The organism is Variovorax sp. CAN15 (assembly GCF_030462475.1).
Lineage (GTDB): Bacteria > Pseudomonadota > Gammaproteobacteria > Burkholderiales > Burkholderiaceae_C > Variovorax.
This window is the reverse complement of record NZ_JASMRZ010000057.1, coordinates 21,279-37,311: the sequence shown is the minus strand read 5'-3', so window position 1 is coordinate 37,311 and position 16,033 is coordinate 21,279. Positions and strand designations below refer to the sequence as shown.

The 16,033-nt window shown below is 59.5% G+C and carries 12 protein-coding genes and 1 pseudogene; 4 read left to right on the top strand and 9 right to left on the bottom strand.

Annotation, left to right across the window (positions count from 1 at the left end; all coding sequences use genetic code 11):
* Positions 1 to 327: 327 nt before the first annotated feature.
* The 7 genes from QMO14_RS24955 to QMO14_RS24925 form a co-directional block, all read right to left on the bottom strand.
* The gene (locus QMO14_RS24955; protein ID WP_301510414.1) at positions 328 to 2,919 is read right to left on the bottom strand and encodes a hypothetical protein; all 2,592 of its coding nucleotides are present in this window, start codon (positions 2,917 to 2,919) and stop codon (positions 328 to 330) included.
* Positions 2,912 to 4,561: a hypothetical protein gene (locus QMO14_RS24950; protein WP_184605506.1), complete on the bottom strand. Its 1,650-nt coding sequence runs from the start codon at positions 4,559 to 4,561 to the stop codon at positions 2,912 to 2,914. The genes QMO14_RS24955 and QMO14_RS24950 overlap by 8 nt, the downstream gene beginning before the upstream one ends.
* A 64-nt stretch (positions 4,562 to 4,625) precedes the next feature.
* Positions 4,626 to 6,572, bottom strand: a complete 1,947-nt coding sequence (locus QMO14_RS24945; protein WP_184605505.1) for a DUF3732 domain-containing protein — start codon at positions 6,570 to 6,572, stop codon at positions 4,626 to 4,628.
* Entirely contained in the window at positions 6,569 to 7,084 is a 516-nt protein-coding gene (locus QMO14_RS24940; protein ID WP_184605504.1) for a three component ABC system middle component, read from the bottom strand. Before QMO14_RS24940 ends, QMO14_RS24945 begins: the two co-directional genes overlap by 4 nt.
* Positions 7,081 to 8,292, bottom strand: a complete 1,212-nt coding sequence (locus QMO14_RS24935; RefSeq protein WP_184605503.1) for an ABC-three component system protein — start codon at positions 8,290 to 8,292, stop codon at positions 7,081 to 7,083. Before QMO14_RS24935 ends, QMO14_RS24940 begins: the two co-directional genes overlap by 4 nt.
* Before the next feature lie 323 nt (positions 8,293 to 8,615).
* Positions 8,616 to 9,413 (bottom strand): NYN domain-containing protein, encoded by a 798-nt coding sequence (locus QMO14_RS24930; protein ID WP_184605502.1) that lies wholly within the window; start codon positions 9,411 to 9,413, stop codon positions 8,616 to 8,618.
* Positions 9,414 to 9,523: 110 nt separating this feature from the next.
* Positions 9,524 to 10,192, bottom strand: coding sequence for a hypothetical protein (locus QMO14_RS24925; RefSeq protein WP_184605501.1), 669 nt, complete (start codon positions 10,190 to 10,192; stop codon positions 9,524 to 9,526).
* Positions 10,193 to 10,635: 443 nt separating this feature from the next.
* On the opposite strand from QMO14_RS24925, the gene QMO14_RS24920 reads away from it, so the two are divergent.
* The 4 genes from QMO14_RS24920 (at position 10,636) to QMO14_RS24905 (ending at position 14,721) form a co-directional block, all read left to right on the top strand.
* Entirely contained in the window at positions 10,636 to 11,319 is a 684-nt protein-coding gene (locus QMO14_RS24920; protein WP_184605500.1) for a hypothetical protein, read from the top strand.
* 32 nt (positions 11,320 to 11,351) lie between these two features.
* Positions 11,352 to 12,218 (top strand): hypothetical protein, encoded by an 867-nt coding sequence (locus QMO14_RS24915; protein WP_184605499.1) that lies wholly within the window; start codon positions 11,352 to 11,354, stop codon positions 12,216 to 12,218.
* A 584-nt stretch (positions 12,219 to 12,802) separates the two neighbouring features.
* Positions 12,803 to 13,813, top strand: coding sequence for a hypothetical protein (locus QMO14_RS24910; RefSeq protein ID WP_184605498.1), 1,011 nt, complete (start codon positions 12,803 to 12,805; stop codon positions 13,811 to 13,813).
* A gap of 11 nt (positions 13,814 to 13,824) precedes the next feature.
* Positions 13,825 to 14,721 carry a hypothetical protein gene (locus tag QMO14_RS24905; RefSeq protein WP_184605497.1) on the top strand — a complete coding sequence of 299 codons (897 nt, stop codon included), beginning with the start codon at positions 13,825 to 13,827 and terminating at the stop codon, positions 14,719 to 14,721.
* A gap of 97 nt (positions 14,722 to 14,818) precedes the next feature.
* Here QMO14_RS24905 and QMO14_RS24900 read toward each other — a convergent pair.
* Together QMO14_RS24900 and QMO14_RS24895 are read right to left on the bottom strand one after the other, a co-directional pair.
* Positions 14,819 to 15,018, bottom strand: a pseudogene (locus QMO14_RS24900) (IS3 family transposase); the annotation flags it as partial.
* A gap of 500 nt (positions 15,019 to 15,518) precedes the next feature.
* A complete protein-coding gene (locus QMO14_RS24895) occupies positions 15,519 to 15,791 on the bottom strand; it encodes a helix-turn-helix domain-containing protein (protein WP_184605496.1) in 273 nt (90 codons plus the stop codon).
* Between the last annotated feature and the right edge of the window lie 242 nt (positions 15,792 to 16,033).

Genomic DNA, 16,033 nt, shown 5'->3' with positions numbered 1-16,033 from the left:
GAGCGATGGCCGCCACCGAGGCATCTGGCTTGGCGCATTCGGCCAGCACCTGGCTCTTCAGGGCTGCGTTATGGCGCCGGCGAGAGAGTTTCTTGGAGTCTTGAATGGTGTCCACCTGTGAGTCTGGTGGACACCATGCTGGTCGCGCTACCCGGCGGATTCAAGATGGGTTGGCCGGACGCTTACGTGGCTCCGGTGCGACGCCTCCGAAGATGGAGCCGATGAACAGCAAGGCAACACCGATGGCAGACACGTGGATGCCGCGGCAGGTGCGAATTGGCTGGGATCCGGTTCGAAAAATGCAGATACCGGCAGATCTGGGCCTGACTATCCGCTGGCTCGTAACAACGCACGATCCTGACTTTCCGGCCGCCAGGCGAAGCGCGTGAACCTGCGTTCTCTATCCAGTTCACTCAGGCAAATATCCTGGGCTGTCACATCAATGACGACGCTGAACTGGGGTGGGTTGGAATAGGGAACATACATCAGATCGCCGGCTTTGATTCCTTCTTGATCCGGGTAGGCAGCAGCCGGGGCTGTGGCGACTTCCCAGCCGATCTTGAAGTGATAGTTGAGCCAGTTCTCGCCGTTAGCACCTTCGTCAGCGGTTGGCGTATTGGTCATTCGCACGCTAGAGGAAAGTTGCATTGCATCTTCTTCGTCGACGGCAATGGCTGGCAATAGTTCGTAAAGGTAGGCGTAGGCCGCAACCAAGTGGTCTTTTTTTGCCTTCTGCGCCATGGGCTCAATGCGTTTCAAAAGGCTGTGGCCAATGTCCCAGGCTAGCCATGCCAGCAGTGCTCGCACTTGTCCGAGCTCTTCAAACTCCTGGACCTCGCTGTCGTCGGCGCGAACATCGCAAGCGATGCCTTGGGAACGCCCGAAAAGGATGACCATCGACTGTGACAGGAGATCCTGGCGGGTTTCCGAGTCGATGAATCCGCCCATCTGCCGCCATTGGGGGAGGTGCCGAAGACGCCGGAATTCCCTCACCAACGAGAGCACCGCGACGAGTTGCACCGCGCAGGTACGAGTCTTGGCCGCTCGAAGGTCAGGACGGGTCTCGTTTTGCGCCGCTTTGAGCTGCTTGATCATGCGACTGACGACTTGCTTTAGTCGCTTTCTCACTGCATCGACCGCTTGCAGGGGCAAGGGAGCAACAGGTTCTTGGCTGGCCTCCTCGTGTTCTGTGCCGACAAGCTCTTCTTCCGAGAGCGGCTGTGACTCGGTGATCGATGCCGCAGATCTTGGCAGCCCTTGGCCCAATCGGTAGATGAGTGCATCGAGCACCTCAAGAAGGCTTCCTGATTGCAGAAGGCGCTTTCTTCTGCTATTTCTTGTGCCGACGGTTTCACCGATGTGAACAGCGAGCGATGCTGGCCGCACTGGAGCCGTCGTGGCTTGTTCGCTTGAGCCTGGCCGCCCGATGCTGGAGGGAGGCAATACCACCTGTTCAGGATCGTCAAAAATGGCCTTCTCTATCTGCTGGATAAGAGATGCAATGTTGGCGCCGCTAAAGTCCAAGCCGGCCAGCGCGTCCCGAAGCGCTGTTCTGTACGAGCGCGCTACACCACGGCTCAGAGCATCATCATGGTGCACGATGATGCGCAGGAGCCTGCCGCCGCGGCCGCTGAGCTCTAGCCATCGCACTGCAGGCGCCTTCTCGCCCAGTTCTGCGATTGCCTCCCTATCCTCGGAACGCTCAAGGGCCGCAGGGGTTGTGTGGGAACCATCCTCCATGTGCACTACGAACTCAGCGAATTCTTCAGACTCGGACCTTGGGATCATGACTTTTGAAGTCCCCGCGGCGAGAGCAACGATCCGCACTGGAGCGCTCGGAGTTTCGTCGTCGTTCTCGCTTTCTTGGTGCGTGATTGGTATTGCGCGCAACTCCGAGTCATCCATCGCAGGAGCTGAAAAACCCAGTGCAAGATCCCTGGCGAAGCGCGAACTGGCAAGCTCGATGTTGGGCCGAACGAGCATGGCCTCGAAGTTTGCGCGCTCGCCTCCAAGCCAGGCCGGTCGGCTTGGGTTCGCACTGCCTGCGACGAGCATATGGGAGTCGCCGAAGTCGAGCAGGAGTGCCTTGGCGTGAAGATAGTGTGCAGCCTGCTCCGACCAGAGCTCTCGCGCGTCGACGAACTGCGAACGAAGTCCCTTGGGGCGACCGCCGAGCGCTACGGTCTTGGGATCGATGATCACTTTGATCGCGGCTCCAGGCCAGCGGGCCTCCAACGACTTCAAAAGTGCATGCTGAGTGTCGAAGAATGCGCCAGTGACCACCACGCGTTCGGGCATCGCCGGCATCGCTCGGTCGAGCTGTTCGAGCAATGAAGGCCCGCTGTTGGATTGCCCAAGCAAGCGGATATCGGAAAGCTTCGATTCAACGCCAGTTGCTTGCGGAACAAGTTCGCCGATCCTGTGTGCGGCCTCCAGCACGGACGGCGCCAGTTTGTCCTCCTGGGTCCGAAGCCACTCGCGGATCAGGCTCCAGACGTGGCTAAGCACTAGCTTGTGCGCCGGATCGGCATCTGGCCCCACGTCGATGTACGTCGTGACCTCCCGATTGAAGCCGAAGCCTGAAAGCGTGAGGTTGTGGCTGCCAATGAACAGGGCACAGCGCTTCTTGCTGGCGAGCAGGCAGATCTTTGGGTGGAAAGCACCAGGCGCGGCCATGGGGATGAGCGCATACGCCGAACCGGCCAGACGCGGCCTCAAAGATGGCGTGGCCCATGAACGAGCGCACTGGACGCTGTCCATGAGCACTACGTTGTGCCTCGACTCGGCCGCCTGAAGACGCCGAAGTACTACTTCCTCGTAGAACGGGAGCGTTGCATTGAAGGTCGTTGTCAGAGAAGCGTCAAATTTCGCACCTTTGAGAGCTGGCAGTAGGGAGATGCCGTCGTTGGTTTCACTCATGGGCAGCCTCGAAGAGCTGGATGCCAAGTGTGGTGGCCCGTAGGTCTCCACTGCTGTCGGTCTCGCGAGCTAGGGCGCCGACATCCCGCAAGATCCGGATCGCCTGGCGGATACGGGGATTGGTCTTCGCGGGCACGGGAATGTCGCCGCGCGCCTCGATTCCCCGCTCAGTTGGATGAACGCGAAAGGTGGCAGTCGAACTTTGTCGCAGCTTGCGTAGTGCGACATGCAAATGAGTTTTCAGGATCCAAGCAATAAGGTCTGCGACGACGGCTGACAACGTCATGCCGTTCCACTTTACGCAGCGCTCGCGAAACGATCCCAAGTTGATCGGGGAATCTTGAAGCTGCGCCTGGTCCATGGTCAGAGAGCCATAGGCTGGGGCTTCTTGGTTCTCCCGCATGCGAAGAAGTGCCAACATGTTCACCACAGACGCCAGAAATGCAGGCTCCTGATCCAGTTGCAAGCGCTCCCTGGAAATGCGAGCAGCAGCCCAGGACAACTCATGCTCATTCGCCATGAAGTCGCCAAGTGCAGGGGCGCCAGACTCCAGGGAACTGCACAGCGCACCGAAGGTTTTTGCCTTCAACTTGCCCAGTGCTTTGAGAAGCTCTGGGCGCTTCGCCAGCGACTGGCTGAACTCCTCTATGGAGCTTGGCGGCACTGGCTCCGTTACCAACGCGGTGAGCGAGATGGAAAATGCCTTCTGCATCGCAACGGATACCAGGTCATTGCGGACGTAGTAGGCCCAGGCCAAGCGGGTGTGGGCCAAGGATGCTGGAGGACGCCATGCTGTCCCGTCCACGAGGGACTCTGTGTAGGTGGCGGCGCGGAAGGTCGCTTCGTCAAGTGCGGAGAGTCCGGCGGCTTGCAATGCGCCGGCCAGATGCAGCAAGAGCGCCAGGCTCTTGCGTCGTTGGGCGCCTTGTGCCTCGAACTCAGACTTCCGGTCGAAGAAAATGTCGAGCAAAGCCGCTTGTTCGCCCTGCCGCTGAGGCAGGCAACAAGGGCAGAAATCTTGGAGCGCATCCAGCGTCTTTGCCGAGACGATATCCGCGTCCACAGCTTGCCAGAACGAGCGGCCGTCAACGCCCATGTTGAACGCCTGTGCGATCGGCTCGCCGCGCTCGCGCGTGTAGCTCAACCACGGCTTCTCGACCGTGGCCAAGATGCCGAGTTGCGTCAGTGTTCCCGCGTAGTACTGACCGAGGCCGCCTAGCTTGTTGGCAAAGTAGCGTTCGGTCGATTGCTCTCGGGTCGTGTAGGTCGATAGCCGGATCGACTTGCCTTCTCCGACCAGCCTGACAGCATCGTTGAGCGTTTCTCGCCCAACCATCGCGGGTCCGTGGCGTGCCGCGTCGTCACCCATGACTTGCGCATGGCGCTCGGCAATCATCGTGAAAAGACAGTCGGCCCTTCTGTAAGCCTCAAGGAAGGCGTTGAAGTCCTGGCGGCGAATGTCTCGCTCCTCATACGAGCGGATCAACCATGGATAAAAGCTGTAGTACCGTGCCCTGTCTGTGACATTTGTAATGCCGGGAAGCAACTGAGAATAGATCTGGATGCATGGTCCTTGAGTACCAATATGGTCCAGACCTCCAATGGTGTGGGGAGGCGTTACCCAGCTGGTTTTTATCGACATGGTTTTTAATTCAGCTCAATACTGGTGATCTAGTCCGTTCGCCTTTGCGCTGACACGGTGCTATTTACGCGGCGCGCGGCCAGTCATCCGGCACGAGCTTCAATCCGTCGCGCCAGCGCTCGCGCAGCGCCTCTTGAAACCGGGCGTCGTCACTGAAGTCTGGGTGATCGGTAATGAGCACCTGGAACTTGCCTTGCAAGGTCTCGACGACATCGAAGATCAGGCCGAAGAGCCTTTTGACGGCCCGGCGGTCCGTGTCAATCTTCTCCTGTGTCACGCCATTGTCGGGTACGGTGTCGGGGGAGAAATGCGCCTGCGATAGTTGGTCCAGAAGCAGGAAGGAGGGTACCGGGCGGCCACGGCTCGCGAACCATGTGTGCAAGGCGAGGTGTGCGACGATGTGGTAGCCAACGTGGTTTTCCCCGCTGCCGATCTCGCGCATGGGCACCGGCCGCTCCGGCGTGTCGGCCACGACGGTCAAGTTGCGCGAATCGAGGCGCAGTGGCGAATCAGAGTATTCCAAGTCGATCTGCTTGGCATAGTTGGAGAGGTATCGGTTGACATTGGACAGACAAGAGTCCAACTTCGCCTGAATCGTGTCCGTACTAACGGCCTCGTCGAGCTGGACCTCTTGCATCCGCAGCGCTTTCAGCCGTGCCTGTTGCTCGCTGATGTCCGGCATCTGAGGGATGTTCTCCATGTACAAGCTGATGCGTCCTAAAACCATGGCGCGCCGTGCTTCGGTGTCGGCGGCCAACTGCAGGCGCTGGCTGCCGCGCTTGACGGCCGTGAGCAGCGTTCGGTTGTCGTCGAGGCGGCGGCGTACGTCGGCGAGCTGGGTCTCCACTTCTTGTATCGCGGTYGCGATGCGCGGGGTCGCGGCATCCATCGCGCCGCTGCGCTCACCGATGTAGTCCTGCGCGGCGCGCAGATCACCGATCGACGGCACCTGTGAGGCTTCGGGCAGGTCCTGCAGGCACAGCGGGCAAGCATGCCCCGGCGCATCATGCTCAAAAACCGTCACCGCCTGGAGCCGGGCCGTATGTTCGCGAGCCTCTGCGGCATAGCCCCTGGAACTGCCTTCGAAGCTGCGGGCGCGCTCGAGCGTCGACTGGAGCGTGCGCTGCTGTCGTACAAGTTCGCTACGCACGTCGGAGAGGCGACGGAACTCGACATCGTCGCCAGCTTCCGATGTGGCAGATGGCACGGGGGTGTTTTGTACTACGCGCAGAGCCTCGATCTTCTCTTGCCAGGAGGCGTTGTCGTCAAGCGTGCTCAGGCCGATTGCCTTCGCCTCGGCTAGCAATGTGTCGGCGCGACTTAGACCCTCCCCGCGAATGGCTGCTGCCTCCGCGAGCTTGCGCTCGATCTGCCGGATCTCAGCGCGCACGCGCTTGAGTTCCTGCTGCTGAGCGACGTATTCGTCGGTGACGGCACCAAGGAAGTAGGGGAGGGTGTCCTTGATCGACTGCGCCACGAAGCGATCATTTGATCCGTGAAACAGGTACTTGCGCTGCGCGATCTCGGACTGCGATTGGAAACAGAAGGTGAGCGCGTGACTGATCGTGGCGGCCAACGGATCCCGAGTCTGGCCTGGAGGGGGCTCGTGCAAATAATCGGAGATGCCAGCCCAAGACGCCAGCAACGCGCGCAGACCGTCGCGATTGGTGGTCGCACGTAGCATATCGGCGGTGGGGATCGGTACCTCACCGTCGGCTTGCACATATATCACTTCGTTGGACTTCCCGTCGCCTTTTGGCAACTGGCGCGCCACGAATGCTTGACCGCGACCGGTCTCAAGAAGCAGGCCGAACCACGCGACATTGCGTCGCACCTTGCCTTCCGGTACGTCGATTTCCTTAGCGCCCAAGGCGTAGTCGATGATGCCCAGAAGAGACGACTTACCGGTGCGTGGATCGCCCGAGATGATGTTGACTCTGCCCGGCTTGAAGGGCACCACTCGGTGCCGGCCATCGTGACTGTAGACTACGACGGCGCGAATCTGGATCATGCTTGTACTCCCAACAGCGCCAGTACGGTTTGCGGCGCGCCCGCTTTGCACAGCCAGCGGCCGACAAACGTCGCCTGCCGCATGCAGTCCCTTACCTCGGCGCTTGAATCACGCAAGTAGGCATTGATTTTCTTCAGAGATGCCGCGTTGGCCTTGAGTCGGTAGCCATCGAGCGACAGCAGTTCATGCTGTGTCCCGAACAGCAGTGCCTCGCGCACCGCCGCGCGCAAGACGACCACGCCCTTGGCGACAGCTGAACGTTCCAGTGGGTGGTCATTTACCCATGTGGGCAGCGAGGTGGCGATCGAGCGAGGCAATTGTTCACGCGTCTGCCCACGCAACACTAAGCTTGTACCGACGAACGCCAGTGCGAACGGCAGGCTGCCCGTGTCACTGCCGAGCGCAATGGCCTCGGTGTGATAGCCCCGCGCGAGGTGCCATACGGCGATCGCGCAGAAGGCCGGATTGAGCAAGTTGCGCTGCTCGATGGTGCGGTCTTGCCAGACACTCATGCCACGCAACCCTTACCGGACTCACTTAAGACCGCCTGCAGCCGCGCCTGGAATTCGGGATGCCAGCCGAGGCGCAGATCCTCTGCCAGCATGTGCAGCGAACCTCGACAGACCCAGGGCACATTGACGCCCGATCGGATCGGCACATGTGCGTCCTCGGCCCACTTTAGGATGGCCCGGCCGGCCCGGGCCATGGCGTCCTCAGAGGCGCTGGCGCCGAGTTCGTCGCAGGCCTGAGCGAACTGCAGTTCCCACTCCGTATGTAGGCGCTGGTCGTACTTCTGCAGGTCGGCATCGAACAGCAGGTCGTCGCGAGTCCAGGCCGAGCGCTGACGGAAAGCCTGCAAGTAGCTAGTGATCGCGTTGCGAATGCGTAGTTGGCTGCCTCCGACTAGCTCCACCTGCTTGTAGAAAGGGCGGCTGGCGAACTCTGGCAACTGCTCCAGTGCCACCATCAACGCGTCAAGCTCGCTGTCGATCGGCAGAGAATTGGGCTTTAGCGACTCCTGGATCTCCGTGATCTGGGCATCGATCTCCGCGCGTGGGATGCCACCGGCGGGTTGGACCAGTTCGTCGAGCACACGCCTGAACCACCAACCTTCGAGCATTTGGACTGACAAGTCCTGGTGGTGCAGGGAGACATGGTAGAGCTCAGACTGCAATTGCGCTTCGATAGCGGCTACGTCGGGCTGGGACGGCAAGACGTAGACACGGCCCAATAGGGCCTCGCGCTCAGCTTCCTCTAATCCTAGGTACGCTTCGAACGCTTCCTTGAGCTCGGTATTGCTCGATGTGATTGCAGCCTGCTTGAGCAGCTTGGCCGCCTCGGCCACGTCGCGTCCAGCCCCTTCCACACCTAATGCGGCGCAGGCGCTGCCCGCGGGGGCGTCTGCAGTGGTGATCAAGAATCGGGCTGTCTCGAGCGGAATCTCTCCGCTGGCCAATCCGACAAGCCAGATTCGCAGGGTCTTCCACACCTCTGAGCTCAAGTCAGTCAAGTTGGCTACTGCGTTAAGAGAGTGCTTGGTCTGCAGCACGGCGTCGGCCTTGCCGCTGACCTCGAAGCTCACATCGTCCAGCGTCTCAATGCTGACCGTGAAGTCGCCGACGCGACTGCGTCGGATGGACCAAAGCAGCGCGATCCGGACCTGGTAGAGATAGCCCGCCATCGAACCGGCGGCGCCGAAAGTGGAAAGGGCTGGACTCATGGAGATGAACCTCCTGGGAGCACTATGCAATCGAAGGGGTTCGGGCTCCGAACAGTTGCACGAATGCCTGCAGTATCTCGGTCTTGCCCGAAGCGTTCGCACCGACGAATGCGATGAGACCCGCGCTTAGCGGGATGCCTGCCGGAGGGAAGGCCAAAACACCGGAGCCCAGTGATCGTGACACTTTCGATATGCATGGCCGATGTCCCTCGTAGTCGGTATTCTCATTGCTTTGGTCCTGCAACTCGGCGGCAGCGTTGCATTCGTCTAGCCTGCTGGGCGAATCCCTTCTCGTAGCCACGTACACCTACTCCTGCAGTACATCAGTTCGTCAATGGAGAGCCCGTCTCTGTATCCACTGGATCTTGGGCCACTAAGCTCACAGACCACAGTCCCTCGGCCTCCTGCTGCAGAATCAAAAGATCATAGGTCCGGACCATGTCGAGCAGTCCTGAGTGGCCATAGAGCTTCGGTGAGAAGGCTGGATCGGTGCGCTTCAGATATTGCCCGAGGGCCCCGAGACCGACTTTGCCTTCGGAGGTATCGCTGGCGAGCAGGCTGACTGCATCGACGAGGAAACGCGGCCTACGTTTGGCTGCCGGCTTCGTCGCTTCCGGCTTTACCATCGCTGCCTTCACGATTGCTTTCTCGGGCGTGTCCGGTAGTAGTTCAGACGCTTCTGGTCTCACCCACTCGAAGAATTGGTCGCTGGCATTGCGCAATGCGTCTGGTGTCTTGGCTTCGCCGACGATACACACCGTCGCGCCGCGCTCGCGAAGCTTTCGGCACAGGTATGCAAAGTCGGAATCACTGGTAACCAGGCAAAAGGTCTCGGCCCGATGATCAAACATGGCCTCCATTGCATCGAGAGCCAGCGCGATGTCTGCGGTGTTCTTGCCGGCCGCGTACTGATACTGCAGGCAGGGGGTGAATGCCAACCGAACCAGAGCATCCTGCCATTTGTGCGCAAGAGTGCCGTGATTCCCGTAGCCGCGACGCAAGACAACACGACCGAACTGAGCGATCACGCGCAATGCATACTCAAGAATCTCTGGGGTGACGTTGTCGCAGTCAACTAGGACGGCGACGCGCATCTCACCATTCGCGGATGAGGGATTCATTTACGCGCTGTTTCAGCACGAGACGGTAAAGATACTTCGGGACCGCTTTGAGTTCGCATGCTCTTCGCCTTATGGCCTCGTCTGCAGAAGCACAAGGCGCCGTGAGTCAATCAGCGGTATCTGGCAAGGATCGTCTGCAGGCGATCCTTGGCTGCGGGCTTCAGCCGTTCGGATCCCGCTAGCTCACCGGCTTTGGCGAGGATGCTGTTCTTCGCTTCGGTTTGAGATGTCTTGTAGAACTGAAGAAGTTGCTGGGCGTTGTCGGAGACAGGCGTGGGGACAGCTTTCGATGCTGCACGATAGACCATGCGCTCCGGACCTGGCAGAACGCCGGAAAGCTTCGGCTGAAGCACAGTCAGCATCGCAAGCTGGATGCCGATGGTCTCGACATACTCGTCCTGATACCACCTGCCCTGGCTCTTCTCGAAGGCCATTTCGTAGCGCTGCAAGATCGGCGGCAGCCCGTTGAGAATCTCGTTCGTGACCTTTTCGCTGCCGACACCCGCTTGCGCAAGGCCATAGAAAATCATTGCCGCGTTGTCCGCATTCAGAACCGTATCAACGCTCCTGCCACCTTCATCGCGCAGCCACAGCGGCTCGTCAGGGTAGGCAATCTGTCGCTTCTCCATCGCACGAAGCGCGAGCACGTACTGATTCAAAAGGCTGGAACTCTGGACGGCAGGGTACGGAAGTGCTGGAAGCGTTGCTCTACCGCAGGCGGACACCATCACGATTGCACAAAGAGCGAGTACGAATCGAATTCGGAGCAGCAGTTTCATGTGGCCGAATGTAATCTTTGGTTACGCAAACGGTATCCCATATTCAAGCGATGGATAAGCCAGCGCAGCGGCCAGCCTGCTTTCTGGCCTTCGGCGGCAACATCAGCAACCCGGGGAGCATCGGCAAGTTCCCGAGCCCGTCGTCAAGTCACCTGTCAGGGGCGGAGGGAGCTCAGCAGGGGCAGTAGCTCGAGGCACAATGCTGCCTCCCGTCAGAGGACAGCCGCGAGATGAGACCCGCCGCAGTGGAATTTGGCGAGGTGCTTCGCATCTTGAATTTCCGTTCTTGGCGCAAGCCTGATTCGGGGACTTCCCGCAAGGAGCAAAGTCGCGTTCGGTCGCGGCGTGTTGAGGCTGGATCGAGGCGTTCCTTTCATGCGCGAGGACTTGCGGTTCGTGCGTGGCTCCTGCACCATCCGCAGCACATAAGCAGGAGGGAATCGATGCCAGACGACAAGAATTCTGTCTCGCCCGAGGCAGCTGGAAAGCCCAAGGCAAAGCCTGAGGAAAAACCATCGGCGCCGCTGCCGGCTTCTCCGGGAGCTGAAAGACAAAGGTTCAAGCTCGAGCGATGGAACACCATTGCGCGCTGGAGCGCCGCATTTGTGATGCTCCTCGTCCTGATCTATGTCATTGTCGGACCCGAGCGCGCATACGTTCCCCACGCGCGCGTTCTGATCTACCTTATCGCCGGCGTGACGTTGGCGCTGATGACGGGAGCGGAGCTCGCCAACAAGTTCGAGCTCAAAGGCCCTGGGTTTGCGGTCACGCTCGTGGGGGCCGCTGCGGTCGCTCTCGGAACGGTGGCCGCGCTCGTGCATCTGACCAAGCCCGAAACAGAAGTGGTTGTCATCGACATCCTCGACGGCAACTTGGAGCCGGCGATGTTCGCCGACGAGATGGTGACCCTGCGGCCCGAGGCGGGCCAGAGCGAAATCACTTCGGTGGCGAAGAATGGCAAGCTCTATGTGGTGTACCCGAGCGACGTGGGCGTCGTGTTCATGATGCTTCGGTACGACGGCAGCAGTCCTTACACGGCCAAGATTCTCAGGCCCGCCAGCAACCGACTCACGCTCAAGAAGGGCAAGAACGGGAAGGGCGAAAACGTACTGACCCCGGTTACGTGAAGGGAGACAGCATGTGGATTCGAGGAGCTACCGTGGCGTCGATGCTGGCGCTTTCTTCTGGCCTAGCATTCACGCAGGGCAATGTGGCGGGGGACTTCTGCAAGGTTCGCGCCCTGAAAGATATGGAGTCGAGCTATCCGTCGGGATTCATCAGCCTGGGCCCGTCGCAGATATTCGCGTTCTCGAACAATTGGCGCAACGAGGGGTTGCAAGAGTCGTTCGATCGTGAGGCGAAATTCGCCAGCGGGAGGAAGATCGTGGCCCAGCTGGACTCGACATACGGATCCGGCAAGGAAACCGCACGACTGCTATCCCTGCATCTTTCGTTGAAGACGGCGCAGATCTGGGTCATGACGACGGACATCCGCTCGGGCAGCATGAACGCCATGCCGGTTGACAGTGGCGGGGCCTTCGCTGCCGCCGCCATGTTCTTCGATAAGATCGTGTGCACCGCGACCATTGCCACGACGACGATCAAGGCCAAGGTCGCCAGCGCGGATCTGCCCTCCGGTTATCGCTTGCTTCAGGATGCGCAGACAGATCCCTATGTACTCGCGAGCGTTCGCACCGACCTCGCTGCGAAGTACTATGACCGTCTCAACAACGCGAAGGCACTCGAGCTCGACCAGTTCAAGCAGAGGGCGCCGTTGGATTTCGAAAAGGCGCAGAGATCGAACCAGCTCATCAGGCTCGAGATGAAGCGCAACGTCTCGAGCTTCAAGTTCGACCAGAGTATGGTCGATGCTTGGGGGAACACCGCCGATTCTCTCGGGGCGAGCAATGTCCAGCGCTTGCAGCGGCAGAGAGATCTCGCGGACGCCATACAGCGTGCGCAGATCCGCAGCGGCTCGCTAAACAAGTACCAAGTCCAGCTCCCTTCGAGTGGCGGATCGAAATGACGGGCGGCGAACCGGGTTTGTCGGCGCAGTGCCACCGGGCCGGCCGGACGGAGCCACAGTGCTCTGACATTCGATCAGATGCGAAGGCGTGGCCCCGGCACTGGTGGGCATCATCCCCGAGCGCCTTGGCGCTCCGCACGGACGCGGTGCCCATCCGCGTTTCGCGCTCAAAGTCGCCAGGAGGCTGGAGAGCGCCAGCGTAGACATTGTCGCCGCGGACTTCGGCGTGAGCGGCCGACACCTGCATCGTGTGTTTCGCGAGGCCCTGGGCAGCAGCCCCAAGGCGTTCGCAATGCTCACGCTCCGATCGCACGCTGCGCACCAGGACGTCAGCGTGGGCTGGACGGGCATCGTTGCTGCCGCAGGCTGCCACGACCAAGGTGAGTTCTTTCTCAGCAGCAGCCGAGCGCCAAGTCCATGCTCCCCAAAAAAGGGGATGTATCCAAATCGGGATTTGTCTGAGGATTCTCATCCACCGGATGGAGGAACCTATGCGAAATCTTGTCCCAGTTTGGCGCTTGGTCTTGTCAGTTTGGGTGCTCGGCCTATGGGGGTGTGCCGCATCTTCGAACTTCTCGCGCGCCATGGACGACCCCATCAAAATGGTCGGCAAGGCGAGTTCCATCGCGGGGGATGCAACGAGTACGGTCATCGCGCTCCAGGCCATCGGGGTGAGTTCCGACGTGCTCGTCACCCCAGTTAGTACGCTTGCTTGTGAATATCCCAACACCGGCACCGCTGCGGCAGTGCGAACCTTGTCGGTGTATTCGAACGGTCTCGAGATCGTTCAGGACATAGGATCGGCGCCCGAAGATAAATCGTATGCCGGCTACATTCGTCAATTCAAGAAGAACAACGAAGCCCTGACCTCCAAAGCCAAGACAGATGTGCAGCGCCAGGCTGAGGTCCACGCGCTGTTGGCCAGGCAGCAGGCACGCTGCGTTGCGATGCTCGCCGCAGACCTCAACGCATCCACCACGTTCCACAGTCTGCCAGGAATTACAGGAGGAGCCACTCCTGCCATCGTCGGCACACTCATCTCCTTGGATAAGCTCGCGAAGACTCTGCTTGAACAGGCGGAAAGGTTGCAGCGTGAAGCGGCCGTTCGCAAGACCCTTGACGATCTGACACCGCAGTTCGAAAGCGCGACCCGCGTCCTGGCTGCAGAGCCCAACACCTTCTTTGGGCCACTCGTTGTCTACGACCCGTCAATGGACAATGAGGCAACTCGGATGAACAAGTCGGTCCTTGGTGCGGCTCTCACCATCGACCGATGGATGACCGCCAAGGTCATGGTGCAGCAGTGGCGCGCGTTGGCCCCTTGCAGAGTCACCGTGGAGCTTGGTACTCAATGCCTGGGTGATGCGCAGAGGCTGGCGGTGGCAAACGCATTTGCAGCGAACGCAAGAAAATATCAAGCCTTGTCGCAACTTGATGCGGAAAGACTCTTGAATGGCATTTCCAAGGCAACGGATGCCGCGAAGAGCGCCAGCAGACTTGATGGCGTCGGTGGATTCCTCGATGCCCTGATGGGTCTCGCGGGAGCGCTCTCAGACGTGGACGCTGCCTACGTTGCTACGCAAAAAGCAGATTAAGGGGTGATGCCATGCAGCTTGTTGCATTGATTCCCCAGGGTCTGAAGATCAGCAGTTCGGAGATGTCGGCAGTCAGCAGCGCAATCCAGGTTCAGTTGCAGCGTGACTTTACGGCCTGGGGAATTACCGCGGGCTGTACCTGGTATCCCAGAGTCGAGGACATGCCTGGAGGCGTGTGGCCCGTATTCATTAGGGACAACGCGGCAGGAATTGCCGGCTTTCATGCGCAACCGAACTGCGAGATGCATCCACCGATGCCGCCGTTCGCCGTGGTTGCTTACGCTCCGGAGGGCGCTTGGTCGGTCGGCGCTAGCCACGAAATCCTCGAAATGCTGGTCGACCCCCGAGGTGACGCAATGTCGTGGGGTCCGGATCCAAGAGGTTCCGGCGAGTCAGTCGAGTACCTGATGGAGATATGTGATCCATGTCAGGCGCCGGCGCTCGCTTATCAAGTCGATGACCATCAGTGGCCGCTGGTCTCCGACTTCTGCCTACCCTCCTACTATCGCAGGGGCACCGCCCTGGCGCCTTACACATGCCGGAACAGCATCCCAGCACCCTTGAGCACGGCCCTCGGGGGACTCGTCTCGTACAGGGCGGGTGAGCAGTGGTATCAGTTGGTTGGGGGGCGTATTGTCAAGGTTGATGCCGATCGGCTAATGGGAGACGTGTCGGCGCAGGCCTTGAACTTTCGTGGCAGGATCGACCGCAAGGATGGTGTCTATGCAGGTCCGCCAAGCTCCGGAACGTCCTCAGCGAGAGCGAAGATTCGCGCGTCGATGCTTGCGCTCGCATCTCAGAGTCGAAAGCAGGTAGCGCGCCAACTTAGAAGGGAACTCGCGCGCCTCGATGAGATGGCCGCTGAGGCAAAGACCAAATTGACACGAAAAGTTGACGGCCAGTTGTAATGCCTGACGTCTACTAGATGACCAGGTGTTGGCGCCGACAGAAATTGAGCCAGTGGGGGCGGTTAAAAATTTGGAATGGTCTTATGTCATTAGCCCAAGACTCTCGGTATTCGATGGAGTGAAAATCCAGGGATATCTTGATCCATTCTTCGTTGTACCAACGGATGTAGGAGTCGACCACCTCGATGAACTGCTCGGTGGTGGCGTTCTTCCAGTATCAGGATAGAACAGCTCGTTCTTGAGCCGACCGAAGAAGCCTTCACAAGCTGCGTTGTCAGGTGAACATGCCTTGCGAGACTGTTGATTTGGGAGCGTCGTCGTCTGCGTCGGCTTTGCGGCCGCTATTTCGTGATGCCACCGACCTCCGGAGACTTGGCCGCTTGGGTACGGGCGGTCGGCTCGATAGCCGCCATCGGCTTCTCGATTGGTCTCGTGGGATGACCGGATGCTCACTGCTCGCATACCCAGGGCTAAGGGTATCCAAGATTCTTCGCAGGCCGATAACACACGCCATTGTGGTCGCTGGGTCGTGCTTGGTTCGGGTGTTCTCTTTACAGGCGCATGGGTTGGCTCGGTGTGCTAGCGGGGAGCACTCATTCGCTGAGCTACGAATTCCCGCCGAAGGTTGATCGGTCGGCTTCGAGCCGGTAGCGCCTGGACCGGGACGAGACTGAGAGGGCATCACAGGTTTCGCCATCCTGCTCGCGCTAGATGCGAGCTTTTTTGCCTCTCAGGCATGGGCAATCCGCTCGGAAATTCCACTGACTTACCGCTGGTCGCCGTGATCGGCTGCAACGCTATTCATGCCGCGTTCCCCGAGTCCGCCCATGAGATGGGCTCAGCAACTCACTTGGCGCAACGTTCAGTGCGTGAGCAAGACGGTGGATGTTGAATAGCGAGACGTTTTTCAGTCCACGTTCGATCTGACTGATGTATGTCACGTGCATATCGCTGAAGTCCGCGAGTTGCTCTTGAGTCAGCTTGCGTTCGTCCCTAAACGTACGCACGGCAAGCCCAAAGTTCAACTGAACATCCTCCTTGCTGGCTAGTTTGGAGGTCGACTTCGGCATCACCCGGAGTCTGAAAATTCTAGACTCAGAAATCCATAGACGATGAATCTATATCTGGCAAACTATGCGAAATATAGATCTAAAAATCTATGGCGCTTTGTCCAAGAAGGCTTGGGTAGCGATTCCAGAAATCTTCAAACACATATGACTTCCTTGAGCTTTGGAGGAGGCGCGTACTTGCTGTGCGCGACTGAGCGGATTGGGTGCGTCCGAGCACCGGATACGCCCCGGCTCAAGGGCAT